The organism is Microcystis sp. M015S2 (genome assembly GCF_020245945.1).
GTDB lineage: Bacteria > Cyanobacteriota > Cyanobacteriia > Cyanobacteriales > Microcystaceae > Microcystis.
Window position 1 is genome coordinate 19,999 of the sequence record NZ_JADBTX010000087.1, and the last position, 16,874, is coordinate 36,872.

At 44.8% G+C, this 16,874-nt stretch carries 25 protein-coding genes and 1 pseudogene; 21 read left to right on the forward strand and 5 right to left on the reverse strand.

The window, feature by feature from the left end:
• The first annotated feature begins 1 nt into the window (after position 1).
• The 15 genes and pseudogenes from IM473_RS15535 to IM473_RS22775 form a co-directional block, all read left to right on the forward strand.
• Positions 2-247, forward strand: coding sequence for a hypothetical protein (locus IM473_RS15535; RefSeq protein WP_287659144.1), 246 nt, complete (start codon positions 2-4; stop codon positions 245-247).
• Between the two features lie 156 nt (positions 248-403).
• Positions 404-748 (forward strand): beta barrel domain-containing protein, encoded by a 345-nt coding sequence (locus tag IM473_RS15540; RefSeq protein ID WP_287659145.1) that lies wholly within the window; start codon positions 404-406, stop codon positions 746-748.
• Positions 749-805: 57 nt separating this feature from the next.
• On the forward strand, positions 806-1,183 hold the full coding sequence (locus tag IM473_RS15545; RefSeq protein WP_287659146.1) for a hypothetical protein: 378 nt from the start codon (positions 806-808) through the stop codon (positions 1,181-1,183).
• A 19-nt stretch (positions 1,184-1,202) separates the two neighbouring features.
• Entirely contained in the window at positions 1,203-1,490 is a 288-nt protein-coding gene (locus IM473_RS15550; RefSeq protein ID WP_287659147.1) for a hypothetical protein, read from the forward strand.
• A 34-nt stretch (positions 1,491-1,524) separates the two neighbouring features.
• Positions 1,525-1,767 (forward strand): hypothetical protein, encoded by a 243-nt coding sequence (locus IM473_RS15555; protein ID WP_193958781.1) that lies wholly within the window; start codon positions 1,525-1,527, stop codon positions 1,765-1,767.
• A 10-nt stretch (positions 1,768-1,777) separates the two neighbouring features.
• Entirely contained in the window at positions 1,778-2,734 is a 957-nt protein-coding gene (locus tag IM473_RS15560) for an AcrVA2 family anti-CRISPR protein (RefSeq protein ID WP_287659148.1), read from the forward strand.
• 382 nt (positions 2,735-3,116) lie between these two features.
• Positions 3,117-3,719 (forward strand): nucleotide-binding protein, encoded by a 603-nt coding sequence (locus IM473_RS15565; RefSeq protein WP_158202598.1) that lies wholly within the window; start codon positions 3,117-3,119, stop codon positions 3,717-3,719.
• Positions 3,716-3,985 carry a hypothetical protein gene (locus tag IM473_RS15570; protein WP_158202599.1) on the forward strand — a complete coding sequence of 90 codons (270 nt, stop codon included), beginning with the start codon at positions 3,716-3,718 and terminating at the stop codon, positions 3,983-3,985. The genes IM473_RS15565 and IM473_RS15570 overlap by 4 nt, the downstream gene beginning before the upstream one ends.
• Positions 3,986-4,126: 141 nt before the next feature.
• Complete coding sequence (locus tag IM473_RS15575) at positions 4,127-4,681, forward strand: hypothetical protein (RefSeq protein ID WP_024969353.1); 555 nt, start codon at positions 4,127-4,129, stop codon at positions 4,679-4,681.
• Between the two features lie 93 nt (positions 4,682-4,774).
• A complete protein-coding gene (locus tag IM473_RS15580) occupies positions 4,775-5,008 on the forward strand; it encodes a hypothetical protein (protein ID WP_287659149.1) in 234 nt (77 codons plus the stop codon).
• Between the two features lie 295 nt (positions 5,009-5,303).
• Complete coding sequence (locus IM473_RS22770; protein WP_502845932.1) at positions 5,304-9,146, forward strand: SUMF1/EgtB/PvdO family nonheme iron enzyme; 3,843 nt, start codon at positions 5,304-5,306, stop codon at positions 9,144-9,146.
• A gap of 104 nt (positions 9,147-9,250) precedes the next feature.
• Complete coding sequence (gene avd, locus IM473_RS15595) at positions 9,251-9,625, forward strand: diversity-generating retroelement protein Avd (RefSeq protein ID WP_287659150.1); 375 nt, start codon at positions 9,251-9,253, stop codon at positions 9,623-9,625.
• A gap of 25 nt (positions 9,626-9,650) precedes the next feature.
• Complete coding sequence (locus tag IM473_RS15600; protein WP_287659151.1) at positions 9,651-10,226, forward strand: reverse transcriptase family protein; 576 nt, start codon at positions 9,651-9,653, stop codon at positions 10,224-10,226.
• 121 nt (positions 10,227-10,347) lie between these two features.
• The gene (locus tag IM473_RS15605) at positions 10,348-10,848 is read left to right on the forward strand and encodes an RNA-directed DNA polymerase (protein ID WP_287659152.1); all 501 of its coding nucleotides are present in this window, start codon (positions 10,348-10,350) and stop codon (positions 10,846-10,848) included.
• A 21-nt stretch (positions 10,849-10,869) separates the two neighbouring features.
• A pseudogene (locus tag IM473_RS22775) lies at positions 10,870-10,995 on the forward strand (SUMF1/EgtB/PvdO family nonheme iron enzyme); the annotation flags it as partial.
• A gap of 255 nt (positions 10,996-11,250) precedes the next feature.
• On the opposite strand, the gene IM473_RS15610 reads toward IM473_RS22775, so the two are convergent.
• A complete protein-coding gene (locus IM473_RS15610; protein WP_287659153.1) occupies positions 11,251-11,604 on the reverse strand; it encodes a hypothetical protein in 354 nt (117 codons plus the stop codon).
• 105 nt (positions 11,605-11,709) lie between these two features.
• Here IM473_RS15610 and IM473_RS15615 point away from each other — a divergent pair, with 105 nt between their 5' ends.
• Together IM473_RS15615 and IM473_RS15620 are read left to right on the forward strand one after the other, a co-directional pair.
• The gene (locus IM473_RS15615; RefSeq protein ID WP_287659154.1) at positions 11,710-12,009 is read left to right on the forward strand and encodes a type II toxin-antitoxin system HigB family toxin; all 300 of its coding nucleotides are present in this window, start codon (positions 11,710-11,712) and stop codon (positions 12,007-12,009) included.
• On the forward strand, positions 11,993-12,400 hold the full coding sequence (locus tag IM473_RS15620; protein WP_287659155.1) for a helix-turn-helix domain-containing protein: 408 nt from the start codon (positions 11,993-11,995) through the stop codon (positions 12,398-12,400). The genes IM473_RS15615 and IM473_RS15620 overlap by 17 nt, the downstream gene beginning before the upstream one ends.
• 56 nt (positions 12,401-12,456) lie before the next feature.
• Here the strand turns inward: IM473_RS15620 and IM473_RS15625 are convergent, their stop codons facing one another.
• Entirely contained in the window at positions 12,457-13,044 is a 588-nt protein-coding gene (locus IM473_RS15625) for a tyrosine-type recombinase/integrase (protein ID WP_287659156.1), read from the reverse strand.
• Positions 13,045-13,191: 147 nt separating this feature from the next.
• Between IM473_RS15625 and IM473_RS15630 the strand changes: the two genes are divergently transcribed.
• The 4 genes from IM473_RS15630 (at position 13,192) to IM473_RS15645 (ending at position 14,856) form a co-directional block, all read left to right on the forward strand.
• Positions 13,192-13,416 carry an AbrB/MazE/SpoVT family DNA-binding domain-containing protein gene (locus IM473_RS15630; protein WP_002757519.1) on the forward strand — a complete coding sequence of 75 codons (225 nt, stop codon included), beginning with the start codon at positions 13,192-13,194 and terminating at the stop codon, positions 13,414-13,416.
• On the forward strand, positions 13,416-13,826 hold the full coding sequence (locus tag IM473_RS15635) for a type II toxin-antitoxin system death-on-curing family toxin (protein ID WP_287659157.1): 411 nt from the start codon (positions 13,416-13,418) through the stop codon (positions 13,824-13,826). Before IM473_RS15630 ends, IM473_RS15635 begins: the two co-directional genes overlap by 1 nt.
• 81 nt (positions 13,827-13,907) lie before the next feature.
• Positions 13,908-14,504, forward strand: coding sequence for a GIY-YIG nuclease family protein (locus tag IM473_RS15640; protein ID WP_287659158.1), 597 nt, complete (start codon positions 13,908-13,910; stop codon positions 14,502-14,504).
• Between the two features lie 58 nt (positions 14,505-14,562).
• Positions 14,563-14,856, forward strand: coding sequence for an HNH endonuclease signature motif containing protein (locus tag IM473_RS15645; RefSeq protein WP_159293098.1), 294 nt, complete (start codon positions 14,563-14,565; stop codon positions 14,854-14,856).
• Here the strand turns inward: IM473_RS15645 and IM473_RS15650 are convergent.
• From IM473_RS15650 to IM473_RS15660, 3 genes are all read right to left on the reverse strand, one after another.
• Positions 14,853-15,095, reverse strand: coding sequence for a hypothetical protein (locus IM473_RS15650; RefSeq protein WP_287659159.1), 243 nt, complete (start codon positions 15,093-15,095; stop codon positions 14,853-14,855). The two genes, IM473_RS15645 and IM473_RS15650, sit on opposite strands and share 4 nt — an antisense overlap.
• 172 nt (positions 15,096-15,267) lie before the next feature.
• Positions 15,268-15,813, reverse strand: coding sequence for an NUDIX hydrolase (locus tag IM473_RS15655; protein WP_287659160.1), 546 nt, complete (start codon positions 15,811-15,813; stop codon positions 15,268-15,270).
• A 26-nt stretch (positions 15,814-15,839) separates the two neighbouring features.
• Positions 15,840-16,565, reverse strand: a complete 726-nt coding sequence (locus tag IM473_RS15660; RefSeq protein WP_287659161.1) for a DUF559 domain-containing protein — start codon at positions 16,563-16,565, stop codon at positions 15,840-15,842.
• Positions 16,566-16,874: the final 309 nt, after the last annotated feature.

Here is a 16,874-nt window from a genome sequence, read left to right on the forward strand (position 1 = left end):
AATGTACGAGTTCGCTTATTGTTTCTGCATCGATGGCCGGGTGCAATGGTCGGCAGAAACGGCTCAAAGTCTGGAGCGCCGACTGGAAGGAACGTTAGAGGAGCATGACTTCTTGCAGGTGGTGGAGTTTATTGAAACCGCACGACCGGGAGAGTTTATCACCATCAACGACGGCACGCTGATTTTGCGAAGTTCTTCCCCGTTGATCGCGCCGTCCCGTTCCCCGTTTCCTGCTCGATCTTCTTGACGAGGTAGGATTGCTAGAGGCAGAAAGTGGAATTCAACAAGGGTGGTGTACACTAAGCCATGAGAACGAGAGGAACCCGACGAATTACTAGCTAAGGAAGAAACGAAGCGAGACTAAACCTGTTTATGTATTGTCTATTACACAGAGGAAAATCGAATGTTACCGAAAGATTTCGAGCTTAAAAAAGGGGTTAAGGTATGGGCAGTAATTCCCCATGAAAATCAAAATTGCAGATGGGGAGTTATTGAATCAGTCGATCAAAAATATATAGTGGTTGATGGCAAAAAGTTTGATATTAAAAACCATCGCGCAATAAAAGGTGATGAATGGGAATTATATACTTCCCCAGAAGCCTATCAAAAAAAGCTTAGAGGCGATCACATCATCAGAGAACTTCAATGCTTATTCACTCATTCTAATCTTACTCCTGAAACATTTGGAGGAATAGAAAAATTAATTGAAGCTTGCGAGATTATGGGGATTAATACTGACTATCCGTAATCGAATGCGAAGATAGTAAAAAAATTGCAATGCCTACAAATAGTCGAGGATAACTTTATGGTTAAGCGAAGCAAACTGGATATACAACAAGAACGGCAAGAGACAATCATCGCCGCTCAAAACGAGTATTTCGGTAATATTACCAAAGGTGAGGCGATCGAGGTTTTCAAAGTTCTATCCGTACTCGCTCAATTTCCCGGTGCGAAACCACCGGAGCCTTTGACAGACCACGATGTGGTTTGGTCATCGACCCTTAGAGTTGGAGATTCGATTAATAAGCAGATGTTTAGCGTTCAGGTAACGTACAAAGGGCTAATATTTTTTCTTTCCGCCAACGGTGATCGGGTATTGCAACTACCAGATAGTTCTTTTGTCTCTTTAGACAACTGGGATTTTCACGCAATACGAATTATGAATTCTGCACTTAAATCATAACAATACATTCGGGATAATTATGAAAAAATTCCAAGATTTGCGTAAAGTTCCAGTTCAGAATAAACCTTGCTCTACCTGTCCTTTTGATGGTATAGAAAGTAATTTTTCTGATATAGAAAACTATCATAAAAGCCTTTGCGGTTTAGAAGCACAACATCTGTGTCATACTGCTGAAAATAGAATGATTTGCCGAGGGGGAAGAAATATTCAACTGCGGATTCTATATTCTCTTGGATGGATAGACGAGCCGACGGATGAGGCATTTCTAAGGGCGACCTGTGAAGCACTCGAAAATCGTCAATTATGAAAATGGACAATATTCAGGATAATGCGGGGATTGTATGACAGATAAGTATAAACTGACAAAAAAGCTTTGGAATGAATCGAATTCTGAAATTATCCAAAGATCAAAGGCTAAATACGATAGAAAAAATCCGATATGGTCTTTCCGCATCACCCCTGAATTATTGGAATGGTTAAACCAAGAGCGGTGGAATGATGGTGATGGTAATCCCGAAACTAATTCCGCTTTAGTTATTCGCAAACTTAATAAGTTGATGAAACTTGAGAACGAAGGTTACTAATTTTTTAATTATGAACGAAATAGAGCGAGATTTTATCAAGAAGATCAACCAACTTACCCGCAAATCTAGTTTTTATCAACGCTTTAACGAGCGTCGTTATAGTCACGTTAAGGGCTATATCGACCACGACGACGTTATTTTCTTGATCGCCCGTTTGCTGACGAGTTATCAGTGTTACGATGCCGATATTTTCGAGATGGATTTCACTCACCGCACTTCTTTGATTATTCTTGATCGAGCCTATCAAAAAGGGTTTGGTTCTTATTGGTTGAGCGAGTCTCTTTTTGATGCTTTCTGCAATAGTCAACTACCCAATACGGTCGGGCAGCTCAAACAGGTGATGCCCTGTGGAGTGTTATTATTACCACCGAAGTTGAAAAATCCCGACGGGCAATCCCTGAAATGGCTCTGTTTTTTTCACCGTCTAGCCGATCAGACCATAGCACCGATTGAAATCATGGGCAGCCGGCTAGAAATCGGGGTGGCCGCCGAGGATACTCTTAGCTGGTTTACTGTTTTTGATGATGGTACGCAGTACGGCGTACATCGATGTTTAAAAGTCGATGAAAACCTTCAACTCGACTATCAAGATCAAAACGAGATGTTCATCGATCGAGACTTGGCTCTCACGGGACTCAATACCGTCGTGGAGACGGAAAAGGAATTTACCGATCAGGTCACGGATTTATTGCTTCAAACTCTTCTCTACCTACAGCAAAAGTCCGATTTCTTAGCGTCACCGAACCGGTCGTTAACCGAGCGAGGCTTTAGCAAAAAACAGAAGCTAACTCCTTATATCATCGGCCGAGATTATCGCATCAGAAGCGAGTCCGAGCGCGATGCCCCCACCGACAGTCAGTACCGTACCCATTGGCGCAGGGGCTTCTATCGTTGGCAACCCTACGGCCCCAGAGAACGACCCGATCGCAAGCTGATCTGGATCGAACCAGTTCTGGTTAATGGCTAAACTTTTGACTATCATCGATCACTTTCTGACCGATAATCTGGTAATCTGGTTTTACAGAAAGCCTGCTTACCAGATATGATTCTAATTTATCTGGTTTTATGGTAGTCTGGTTTTACAGAAAACCTACTTACCAGATATGATCCTACTTATAGCGGGTTTCACCGGAGTGAGTCCCGTTTGAAAAGCTGAAACGCTTATCTAACAAGGGATTTATTATACCTTGCTAGAATGAAAACTGTTATATCTGGTTTTACAGAAAACCAGTTCACGGAATCGATCTAAGTGTGACCGCAATTCTGGTTTTACGGCAATCTGGTTTTACAGAAAGCCTGTTTGCTGGAGCGAGGATGAAAAACAGAAAACCAAAAACCCAGAAAACCAGATGAAAATTATTACCGTTACCGGCTACAAGGGTGGCGTGGGTAAAAGCACCACCGCCGTGCATATTGCCACCTATTTCAGCGATCGAGGTCGGACGGTATTGGTCGATGGCGACCCGAACCGCACCGCTCTGGGTTGGGCGGAGAGGGGGGAGCTTCCCTTCACCGTCGCCGACGAGCGACAGGCGATGAAGATTATCGGCGGGGCGGATTTCGTCATCATCGACACTCCCGCCCGTCCCCATTCCGACGATCTCAAAGAGTTGGCCAAGGGTTGCGAACTCTTGATCTTACCCACCGCCCCCGATGTTCTCAGTCTGCAGCCGATGTTGGAAACGGCCAAGGACCTAGGAGACGCTAATTATCGCGCCCTAATCACGATCGTACCGCCGCCCCCGAATCGGGAAGGTGAAATACTGCGCCAAGATTTAACCGAGGGCAGTATCCCTGTTTTCAAGTCGATGATTCGCAGAACCGTCGGTTATCAAAAAGCCGCTTTAGCGGGTGTTCCCATCCGCAATCTCGATGATGCCAGGTTAAAAGCGGCATGGAAGGATTACAAAGCTTTGGGAGAGGAAATCTTAGCCATATTGGAGGCTTTATGACGACGGGCAGATACGGCGATTTAATTAAGAAAGCCAGAGAACCAGAAAACCAGAATGCCAATTTACCGGAAACCCAAAATACCGGTTTACCAGAAAGCCAGAATACCGGTTTACCAGAAAACCAGAATGAGCCAGAGGTGAACCTTTGTGTCAAAGTTCCCAAATCCCTTCGGCAACACTGGGCGGCGGAGGCCAAACGGCAGGGAACGACGATGACGGCGGTGATCATGGCAGCCCTTAGCGATCGATTCGGTAAACCAGATTAACAGAAACCCAAAAAACCAGATAACCAGATAACTGGAAAAATTTTAGATGTTAGCTAGAGTAATATTAGGTAATAAAGTTGCTGTTTTTGTATGAAGTCGCTTTCCCTGATTGTTTCAGGTTCTATTGTTTGTCTAATGTCTATGCCAGCCAACGCTCAAAATCAGACGGATTATGAAGCTTTGTGTCGGAATCGGGAGTCTTACGGGTTTTCTCAAGAAGAGTGTGATCGCTGGATTAGAGAACAAAACCAGCGTTCTCCTACTAATTCTTCTGGCAATGGCCGATCAACCGTCAATTCCGCTTTTATCGGAGAGAAGGTTTATAAATTGCGCTTGAGGGATGCCCCTACGGGCAATATCGGTCAGCAAAGCATTTTTTCTCCTGGTGATCTGGATCGGGAGGAGTGGGTAGTAGTGACTTTGATCAATAATCAGAGGGTCAAGGTACGTCATGCCACGAATGTGATGAACAAGTTTTGGGGAACGCGCAAGTGGTACGATCATCCCGCCACGGCCATTCGATTATGTGCGATCAACGGTTTTGATACTACCGATTGTGTGACGGCTCAGGGAGATACGATCGATTTGCCAGAAGGAAAAACTATTAATGAGGTTCAGATCGATTTCAAGTATGTTGAGGGCGGTTCTGTCTATACTCGTAGTGTCCAGATTGCCCCCGGTACTTTACCCGATTGAACTATTGAGACTTAGCCAATCGGAAATGGCTGTTGGTGACGGCGTTTTTCTGGCACCAAAACAATTCCTACAAATACTAGGAGAAATCAAACCATGAAACTAAGCACCAACATTCCAGATGCCTTATATCAGCAAATTGAAATCTTAGCAAATAAACAAAGCATACCAGTAGAGCAACTAGTAACAATGGCATTAGCTGCCCAAATATCCTCTTGGATGACTAAAGATTATTTAGAGGAAAAAGCACGACGGGGAAGTTGGGATAAGCTTCAGCAAACATTAGCTAAAGTTTCAGACAGAGAGCCAGAAGATTATGACAAACTATAATCCTTTTTTTGGTAAATCTAGGTCAAAATCCCAAGTTAAAGCCAAAATTGTTGCCGAATACTTTTGATCTAAGGAGAATTTTGGCTCTTCTAGGTTCTGTGTGATAAGCTTAACTTACATAGGATCGATCAATCTTTGTGTCCTCTGTGTCTGGTGTGGTTCCCTCCACTCTCTCGCCAGCAGGACTGTATCTCAGAATACATTTTACCCACCAAATCAAAAAGAGCCGTCGATTTTTTGAATTAAACAAAACAGTCTGAAATCAAAAAAATGAGTCAGGCTGAGAGGCGACAAAATGCAAAAATTCGCATCGGTTTTACTCAGTACCATACTCGCTTACCTGATTAACCAACTTCCCGCCATCAATAAGCAATCTCTTCCCGACCCTTACATTTTGGCAATTACGGGAGGATGCTTGCTGCTAACCATGCTACTTCCTGAAAGTTCCCAAACCCAAGCGGCAACCCTTAATCTAGGCTCGCTGAGTAGTTGGACTTCTTTGCTCGTGGGAGCATTTCTGGCTTTTCTCTTATGGTTAAAGGTTATTCCAGAGCAATTACAGGCGATTGTTTTCTCTTTTTCTCTCTTGCTAGTTATTTTAGGGGCTTTGTTGCCAACTCTAATACTTGCTCTGAAAAACAGACAGCAATTCCCTTTCCTGCGATTCCTCTATTTTTTTGTGCTGGGATTGGGATTGTTCTTGGCAGGTTACTTCTTTCAGAAAACCGAATGGCTCGGTGCTTTTTTCTGCTTAATTCTAACAGCATTTGTAGGATTTTCGCCCTTGTTGAGCAAGTTCTTGGATTTATTTGAAAGGAAGCTGGCAGACAGAATCATGCCAATTATTAATGAATTGTTGAATAATTTGGCAGAAAACTTGGTAATTAGGTTTTTCTTGTTACTAACCTCCCCCCTTCAGAAAAAATATTACCAAAGCTTGATTTTCACCTATCGAAATTATCGAACTGAGGGATTAAAAACGAAAGGACCGTTTACCCTAGATTTAGAGAAAGTCTTTGTCACCTTAAGAATTGTGCCAGAAAGTGTTGATCGCACTTCTTCGGAGATGATTCGCACTCAAAATTCATCTAAAAGCTTAAATATTTGGGATTGTTTAGCAGCCAGTCGAAATCAGCCGCAATTTTGTCAGATAGTAATTATTGGTGCACCAGGATCAGGAAAAACTACACTCCTGGAACATTTAACCTTAACCTACGCTAAAAATAGTCAGCGTCGCCAAAATCGGCAAGCTCCCAAATTGGTTCCCATTTTGCTCTATTTGCGGGATGTGCGCGACAAAATCTCCTCTTCCCAATCTCAACCCAGTCTTCCTCAATTAATCGAAGAACAATTAAATAGTAAAAATAAACTTCAACTCCCTCCTCAATGGATTGAGAAGAAATTGCATCACCAAGCTTGTTTGGTCATGTTAGATGGACTAGATGAAGTCGCAGATGAAAATCAAAGGCAAGCAGTCAGCAAGTGGGTTAACCAGCAAATTGAAGACTATCCCAATGCGCGTTTTCTACTAACTTCGCGGCCTTATGGTTATAAAAATGCGCCAGTCGAGAACATTAAGGTAGTTTTAGAAGTACAGCGGTTCAATTTCGCAGAGGTGCGGGAGTTTATCCACAATTGGTATCTGCAAGGGGAAATCGCAAGCCATTTGGGGAAAAACGATCAGGGTGTGCGAGAAACAGCGCAAAAGAAATCAGATGATTTAATTCACCGCATTCAGCACAGCTCTCCCCTAGCGGCCATGGCCGTCAACCCCCTATTATTGACGATGATTGCGACGGTTCACTGTTATCGCGGAGCTTTGCCAGGGCGGAGAGTCGAACTCTATGGGGAAATTTGCGATGTTTTGTTAGTCAGGAGACAGGAAGCCAAGGGAATTACCAATCCGTTGCCTCTAGCCTCTGATAAGAAGAAATCGGTGCTGCAAGTCCTCGCTCTAGAATTAATGAAGCTGAAAACCCGCGAATTTACCCCTACCTTAGCCAGCAATTTGATCCGAAATCATTTGGCAAAAGTTGTGAATACCAGCCTAACCCCAGAGGTATTTTTAGAGAAAATTCAGCACGAGAGTGGATTGCTAATAGAGCGAGAAAAAGGTGTTTATGAATTTGCCCATAAGAGTTTTCAGGAATATTTAGCCGCCGTTGAAGTCCAAAAATCGAATCATGAGTCATTCCTAATTGCCAAAATCAATGAGGATTGGTGGGAGGAAACCATTCGCCTCTATGCAGCCCAAAATGAAGCGACAAATCTAATTCGTGCTGCATTAGATCATCCTTCTCTTGTCTCCTTGAAGCTAGTTGCTGATGGTTTAGAAGAAGGATGGGAAATCGAACCCAAAGTCAGGGGACAACTGCTCCAGAGATTAGAGGATGGGCTAGAATCGGCGGAGCGAGAGATCGCCCATTTAGCAGCAGAAGTGAAACTAGCGCGGCGTTTGAGTAACCTCTTGCGGGTTGATGAAACCCTAGCCATCACTCAAGATTACATCACCTGTGCCGAATATCAACTTTTTATTGACGAAAAAGTGAGTTCTAGCCAGCATTTTCAACCCGGAACTGCCAAGCAGCCGATTACTGGACTTTGCTTGGAAGATGTCCTAGAATTCTGTAGTTGGCTTAATGAAAAGGCTCGCTCTTGGAACGGCAGTACCGAAATCTTATCCGCTTACGAGGGAGGCGAACGTATTTCTTATTACAGATTGCCCACTGCAATGGAATCTCAATCTTATGGTGCTACAGCAACTCCTAAACTAGGAAATTGGAGTGTAGGAGATAGCAATCCCGAAGAAAAGGGGATTAGGATAGTTAAAGCCAAAATTCTAGCTCAATATGGAAAACTGGAGGGCTATCTCGCTTCTGGAGATTGGCAAAGGGCAGATCGAGAAACTACTATCTTGTTACGCGACTTATCGGATTCTCTCTCTCTTGAAAATTTATGCGATTCTGACCTTTATCTGCTCGATTACCTATGGTTACAAGCTTCTAAAGGCCGCTTTGGCTGGGGAGTACAGACTCGAATTTGGGAAGCTTCTGGGGGAAATCTGGAAGATTTCGGTAAGTTGGCTGGTTGGTGGGATGTACAGCAAAAAAGGTGGTATAGCAGCGACGAAATCAATTTTCAGCTAGATGATGCTCTTGGATACTTACCCTGTCTGTGGTGGTTGAATTCTCCCGTTCAGAAAGCAGAAGTTTGGCAATCTCTCACCCAAAGATTTATGGCGAGTGGAATTGAACGAAGTCCGATTCAGGTGTTTGAGGGGATGCTCGTCAACAACCGAGGACAAGAAATTAAACGGAAATGGCACCATGCTAAATATTTTACTGAGGAATTAGGGAATGACATCACCCTAGAAATGGTCGCCATCCCAGGTGGCGAACTTATGATGGGAACCGAAGACGAGGAAATCGAAAGACTGGCGAAAAAATTTAATTGGGAGTACTTTAGCCAGGAAAAACCTCAACATCAAGTTACCCTTCCTTCTTTTTATATGGGCAAATATCCCATTACCCAAGCGCAGTGGCAAGCGATCGCTTCCCGTACCGACTTAAAAGTTGAACTAAACCTCGATCGTAATCCATCTCTTTTCAGGGGAGATAACAGACCCGTGGAACGAGTCAACTGGTACGATGCGATCGAGTTCTGTGGGAGATTATCCAAGTTGACGGGAAGGGAATACCGGCTACCGAGCGAAGCAGAATGGGAATATGCCTGTAGAGCGGGGACAACAACAGCCTTTCACTTTGGGAAAACTATCACGGGAGATTTAGCTAATTATAATGCTACTAAAACTTATGCAGATGAACCCAAAGGAGAATATCGAGAAGAAACGACTCCCGTGGGACAATTTCCCCCCAATGCCTTCGGTTTGTACGATATGCACGGGAACGTATGGGAATGGTGTGCCGATACTTGGCACGATAATTATGATGGTGCGCCGAGGGATGGAAGTGTCTGGACAAAAAATGGGAATGATAATCGTTCTCCTATGCGGGGCGGTTCCTGGGGCAACCTTCCAGATGGCTGCCGTTCCGCTTACCGTAGCAACAACTACCGCCGCGTCAACCGCAACAACTATGACGGTTTTCGGGTGGTGTGCGGTGCTGGGAGGACTCTGTAACCCTTTTTCTCTTTTTTCCCTTTTTACCCTTATTCCCTATTTTTTCTCTTTTCTTTTCTTTCCCGCCCTTAGGCGGGTCGATTTTTTGCGGAAAATTGGGGTTAATGTTAAATTTTATGAAGGCAATGAAAGAGTTATCGGTGATTCAAAAGTGTTATGATTTGGTGAAGTGGTACGTTCCGATTATAGAGCGTTTTCCTAGGGTTCACAAGTTCACGATAGGGGACAGGGTGATCAACCAACTTTATAGCATACTAGAGAATTTAATCAGGGCTAAATTTGCTAAAAGTAAGCTTGCTAAACTCGAATATATCAATACCGAATTAGCTGTTCTCAGACATCAGAACCGACTGTTATTAGATTTTAAGTTGATCGATTTGAAACGCTATGAATACGTCAGTCAGTTAATTGATGAATTGGGAGGAGAATTAGGCAACTGGATTAAAACCCAACGTGAACGAGAAGCGAAACCAGATTAAATTATTGTCATCATCGGAAATTTAAATGAAGCGTTACGGTAATCTCTATTCCCAAATTGTTGAATTTGATAACCTATTTCTTGCCGCTCGTAAAGCACAATCGGGCAAGCGTTTTAGGGATAACGTTCTAGATTTTAATTTTAATCTGGAAAGGGAACTGATGCAATTGCAAAGGGAGCTAAAGGACAAAACTTATCATCCCGGAGCCTATCGAACTTTCCACATTATAGACCCCAAAAGTCGCCTGATATCGGCCGCACCTTATCGGGATAGAGTAGTCCATCACGCTCTATGTAATATCATTGCTCCTATTTTCGAGCGCACTTTTATTCATGATTCCTATGCCAATCGGGTTGGATTTGGAACTCATAGAGCTTTGAGGCGATTCATCGGCTTTGCCCGCTCTAGCTCTTATATCCTTCAGTGCGACATCAAGAAATACTTTCCTTCCCTCGACCATGAAATCCTTAAGGGACTGATACGGCGCAAAATTAAATGTCCCGATACCCTCTGGTTGATCGATACTATTATCGATAATAGCAACGAACAGGAAACTGTCATCGATTACTTCCCTGGCGAGGCTCTTCTCGGCTTTGTGTGATAATTTTTGCTTATGGAATCGTGAAATACTTATCAGACAAGACTTTTAGCGCTATTTTGCGGATATTCTATCAGTATAGACCTCGTTTCCACACAGAAACCAGAAGAGCCCTGGCGATGACTTGCTGACTCCTTTAGAACGAAAAAGAGGTCTGCCCATCGGTAATTTAACCAGTCAGTTTTTTGCTAATATTTATCTTAACGGACTCGATCATTTTATCAAGGAAGTTATTAGAACTCCCAAGTATGTCAGGTATGTTGATGATTTTGCTCTCTTTGCCGATGACCGAGATTTTCTCGCAGAAGCCAGAGGTAAAATTGAAGAATACTTGGTAAAACTGAGGCTAAAAATTCACCCGATTAAAAGTCAACTTTTTGCCACTAAATACGGTCCTAGTTTCCTCGGTTTTCGTATTCTACCTGACCGAGTTCGTGTCAGGAATAGTAACCTCCATCGCGGGAGGAGAAGACTCAGACGATTGCAACAAGATTATGCGATCGGTACAATTGAATGGAAAGATGTAGAACGAGCGCTGACTAGCTGGATGGCACATCTAGAACACGGTGACACCTGGCAACTAAGAAAACAGATATTCAGTTCCCTCACATTCGTGAGGCATTGAAGAAGGGATAGGCGAACCCGACTGCGGGGCGGTTCTTGGTACAACAATCCAAATAACTGCCGTTCCGCTTACCGCAACAACAACAACCGCCGCGACAACAACAACAACAACGGTTTTCGGGTGGTGTGCGGTGCTGGGATTACTCTTGATCGTCGGAGTTGGCAGGTGGGAATCTGCCAAGAGTGCATCAAAGAGTCCAGCCTGTTCCCGCGATGCCTGTGACGGCATCCAAAAATCAAACCGAGCCGGGGAGCTTGGTAGGTTGTTCGCCAACCGAAGAGTCTCTCGGCTCACCATCTCTACATCGCTCGAAACCTCCCCAAAAATTCAGTCACCCCATCGGCGGGCGCTCTGTGACCTTCTCTTTCGCACCGAAGTTCGGGTTAAATCTTCTTACTTCGACTAATCTTTCTCTCTCCAGCCACATTCCGGGCATTGCCAAGTCTTTCGCAGGGCGGGACTGGTGGTAAAGATATGTTTGCAATCGGGACAGATACCCGTAAAGAAGGGATGAGTGTCTAATATTTTCTCCTGTTCCTCTCGCGTGTAACGGCAGAGTCGGTTCGGTATCAGTTCATCACCGTACCACGAGTAACCGACCGGCGACCACAATTCTCGATCGCTCTCGATCGCTTCTGGGTCGGGGCGGAAATCGGGGCATTTTTCTGTTTTTACCCCTTCGGGATGGACGGTACAGACGAAGTAAATTTGATGGGTGTATAGCAGACAGCGATCGCAATCAGGAATTTTGCCCATGAGACTTAATAGAACTCTATTTTTAGTATTCCCTACAGTTTTAATAATTACTGTATTGGTATAATTATCGATAGTAGTAGAAAATTGCCAGAGGTATAGCGGGCGATGCGGGTTATTAGTCGTCGGATACTGCGTAATTTTTGCGTTAACCATGCTGATTCTTGCGAACCTCTTTATGATTGGTATAGAGTTGCTAGTAAAGCAGAATGGCAAAATCTGATCGATGTTCAGGCTACTTATAAAAGTGCTGAATCGGTCGGAAACTTCACTGTTTTTAATATTAAAGGAAATAATTATCGCTTAATTGTCGATATAATCTATAGCCGCCAAACTATCTATATTAAATACATCCTCACTCACGCCGATTACGATAAGGGAAATTGGAAAAATGATCCTTACTTTTAATTCTGAAACCTACGGGGAATTACTCGCTCTCTACCAACCCAAAGCTATTACCACGGAAGCGGAGAACGAACGAGCGATCGCTATCGCCCAGGAATTGGAACATCGTTCGGAACTTAGCGCGGAGGAGGGAGCTTTACTGGAATTGCTGATCGCCCTGATCGAGAAATTCGAGGCGGATCATTACCCGATTCCTGAAAGAACCCCCCTATCAACCCTGCTGCATCTGATGGAAGCCAATGAAATAGAGCGGCAAGACTTGCTCGGTGTTTTCAGTTCTTTAGAGATAGTTAATCGGGTTATCGAAGGTGAGCGAGCGATCGAGCGGGGGGAAGCTCAAGCTCTAGCTTCTTATTTTCAGGTCGATGCGAGTTTATTTGCTTCGATGGTCTAATTTGCATGGATAGCAAATTTGATAGGCATATACGGCAAATAATGATTATTGAAAGTTTATACATTTTTTGGATCGATCCGTGATGATTCGCCCAGTACACCGACGGCATCCCCTATCTGCTGATCGCTTACCTCTAGGTATCTTTGTAGAACTTCAAGGCTGCTGTGACCGCTTATTTTCTGGATGACCCTGAGCGGTACTCCCCGGTTACTCATCAGGGTCAATGCCGACCTGCGGAAGCTGTGGGTCGAGACTCCCTTGAGTCCCACCCGATCGCAGGCGGTTCTCAGGATCAGGTCGGCGCTCGATCGGTGCAGGTGTCCTTTTTCTCTCGCGTTGTGGAAGGAAGGGAAAAGATAATCATCTGGCTGAAATTCTTGCAGGTAAGTGTCGAGGATTTTCCGCAGGGCTGGATTGACGGGGATGGAACGGGTTCCCTTCTTGCCTTTGGTTGTCGCTTTTCTGAAGGTGATCGCCGCCCCCACGTCGTTGACGGTCAACTGCAGCGCCTCTGATATCCTGCAGCCGGTGTAGAAACAGATGCCAAACAGACATCTATCCCGATTGTTATCGAAACCTGCGAACAGACGATCTAGTTCGGCTTGAGAGAGGATTTTGGCTTGTCCGTTACCGTTAACTTTCACGATACTTTTGTTCTACTCGTTAAAAGAAAACTTTCGTCTAGTATAATACCGCCAGTCGTTCGGAAGTCTTTTTCTTTAAAATAATTCTTTGGGCAGTTAGTTATGTTATAACATTTGTCATAACATAATTACGGAAGGTCATAGGTTATGACAAGTCTAACGCTCCGAAAAATCGGCAATTCCATAGGTGTGATCTTACCGAAAGAGGTTTTATCCCGACTGAACGTAGAGGAAGGAGATCAGATTTATATCACGGAATCGCCAGATGGATACAGAATTTCTGGCTTTGATCCCGATTTTGAAGAAACCATGAAAGCTTTTGAAGATACTTATTCTCAGTACCGCAACGCCTTTAAGGAACTCGCCAAATAATGATCGAGGAACCGAAATGGTTATCGAGTGATGCGGTTCAGGTGATTCAGGAAACTTTAATCGCTCGAACTGGGGGGACTCCTGGAGTTTTAAACCCAACCCTGTTGGAATCCACTGTCAATAAGCCAAAATTCTTTTTTCAGTACGAACCTGAATCATCGATTTTTAAGTTAGCGGCGGCCTATGGCTACGGTTTTGTCAAAAATCATTGCTTCTGCGATGGTAATAAACGTATAGCTCTGGCTACCGTTTCAATTTTTTTGCGAAAGAACGGCTATCGCTTGAACGCCGGTGAAGTAGAAACGGTCACTTTCTTTCGCGGTCTTGCGGGCGCTCTCGAAACCTATGAGGAGGGTTTCGCCAGATTGACCGATTGGATCGAACTATATGCGATCGAACTGGAAGATTAACCACGAAGACTGTTCTAACGCCTCTAATCTAACGTTTTTAAACTCTTATCCCGTAAGGGAACGGAAAATATGCCGGAAAATATGGCTAATTCGCTCTCATCGAGTCAAATACCTTTAAGTTTATTCGATACGGGCGGCGACGCTCGAAAGGAGAGAGCCACCCAGATGAGCAAGGATTTCCTGTTCACTTGGAAAGTTAGGATCGCAGACTACCAGCAACAGGTGAGAGAGGGAAAGACGGCCGAGCAACCGACTTTATTCGATCTGCCTAAAACCACATGGCACAACGCCGACGAGATCGATCCTTTTTCCTTGCCCCGTCATCCCTCGGACTTCTATCGTCGTCCCGACATCGAACCTCCCGACGATTCCAATCAAGGCTGTCTCTATTTTCAGATCGACCATGTTAGTAATATCGTACTGTATGTCGGAGAGACGAAATTGAGCGCCCGCCGGCGTTGGTTGGGTTCCCACGATTGCAAGGATTACGTTCTCAACTATATCGAGTTACACCGTCGCTACGATCTCGATGTGGCCGTCAATGCCTCTTTTTGGTATCATGTTCCCCCCACCAAAAAGATTCTACAGCAGTGGGAACGGGAGTTAATCTATAAATGGCGACCTCCTTTCAACAAGGAGATGTGGCAGTTCTACGGACAACCGTTTGGGAAAATCTAGCGATCAACAAATACCGTCGTTTCTGTTAGGATGGAGAATAGCGATCGCTAAGATAGTTATGATTGGAAGAAACCGTTATCCCGATAATTGGGGGGAAATTGCCGCTAGGGTCAAGGAAAAAGCCGGCTGGAAATGTCAGTGCTGCGGGATGCAGTGTTTGCGACCGGGGGAAGATGTCAGCGACCTGACCATTTCCGAACGCTCGATCCGCAAACTGGCGGTACATCACCACAACCGACAGCCAGAGGACAATCGCCCCGAAAATCTGATCGCCCTCTGTAGCGCCTGTCACCTTGAGCGCCACAAATTCCGTCTGGGTTCTGTGTCTATCGGTCAATTGTCGTTATTTTAGGTTAGGTCTTCCAAATGCTGCAAACAGACGAGATTTTCTGGTGTTTCCCTAAAGATCGCTATATTAGCTCCCAGTTGACTGTATTCGGCTATTAATCGGTAGATTACTTCTAAATCTTGCTCTATCGTCTCTCTACGCTTTTTGTCAACTGCCAACGATAGTTTTTCTTTGAGGACAAGGGATTCCTGATGCAACTCCTCGATCTTGTCATCGATGACGGGGGGAAAGATGGATGACATGACCTTCGATCGCTATGGTGTTCATCCGTTAGAGCGATCTAATCCCTCAATCGTTCCCGCCACCGGTTTTTACTAGGGAATAATTTTGTACTATAACTTTCTTCCATCGATGGAACCCGATGACTCGATCGCCGCCGTATCTAACTTTTACTAGGGGATAACTTTGTACTAACTATTGTTCGGTTTGATTCACCCACCATTCCAGCAGGACGGCGCGGCATTGCAAGCAGGTGAGGGACTTCAACAAATCGCTGACTCCGATTGAATTAGCGGGATAGGTCAATACTTCGCTGGTAGATAGGCCGCCGTCGATATCGGCGATAAAACCGTAGAGTTTCTGATTGGAAAAGGAGCTATTGACTGACCAACCCGTGGAGTTGAGGGGAGTTAATCGGGTTACTGCGGTCGCTTCAATTCCCAATTCTCTTTTTAAAGTCATTAACGCCGCCTCGTGATGGTCTTGCCCCTCGGAAACCCGACCACCGGGGAAATCAAGGGTTGTTTGTCCCAGTCCGGGGCGATAACTGGGAGCGGGCAGCCGTATCATCGAGTTTTGAATGGGCAGAACGATAACGGAATCAGCTTTTTCAACCCGCCAATATTCTAATAGTTGTCCTCGATCGTCTTGTAGATGTTCCCCGATCAGGGTCATCCAATGAGAACGAAGTTCTAAAAAGCGATCGTTTACTGGCCATGCCGGACTCGATGGTTGTTGCATTTGTAACCTACTCTATATGGAAGCTGTTAAAACAGATTCAAGAACTCCTCGATCGCCGCGTCGGGGGACTCCATACATTCTTGGGCTGTAAACCTTGCGGTGGCGATTCCTTCTCGTAAAAGCAACCGGTCTCTTATGTAGTCGCGATGGGTCTGTGCATCTTCCTGATGGTGTTTACCATCGATTTCCAAGCTGATGCACTTGCCTTTATAGAATACCAAGAAATCTATCTCCAGTCTTCCCGTCATGCTAGATGCCGATACTGGAGAACCCTGACTACTTATCCGACCTCTAGCATTGCCGAAGAATAGTACCCCCCGTCTATCCAACGCTTCGGCGATTTTTATCTCCACGGGCGATCGGAAGTACATCCCGCCCCACTCGGTCGTTTCATTGTGACCGTTGCTGGTATTCTGTCCGACGACGAGGGCGCTTCCCCTGACGATTTGCTCGATCCTCTCCTGCCAATCCTGATCGAAAAATAACCGCCACCAATGTTGAGAACCGTGACCGTCCCTCTGATCGGCGTAGGCAAGGTGCAGGTTCGGCTTGATCTCCATGTAGAACCCCGGCCTGGTTTTAGGATAAAGCCATTGATTGATTCGCTTCCTTAGATTTTTCTCCTTGTTAGCGCTCAAGACAACGAAAAAATCTAACAGTTGTGAGGTTCGCAATTCTTGGAATAGGGGAAGCTTCCCACCGATAGAGACCAATTCGCCGCTATTTTCGGTTCTTTCATCATTAGATTCCATAAGATATGAACCATTTTACCAGAAAATAACATTTTTGCCAGAGCATGATACATTGTATCGAGAGGTGGAAGCTACTGAACGCCGATAGTTCTGCCCGATGATCCCAAAATAATGGATTGTTCTAATTTTTGAGGGGCTCTTCTGGTTTCTGTGTGGAAACGAGGTCTATACCTGACAGGGGGACAAGACATCTCAAAGCGTTGTCCACAAAGGTTTTTAGGCTCCTCAGTTACAAATAGATACATCCCTTTCAGCCAAAAAGCTAACGAGAGAATCAGGGATTTGGGCGAGCTTATTAGAAATCTTTAT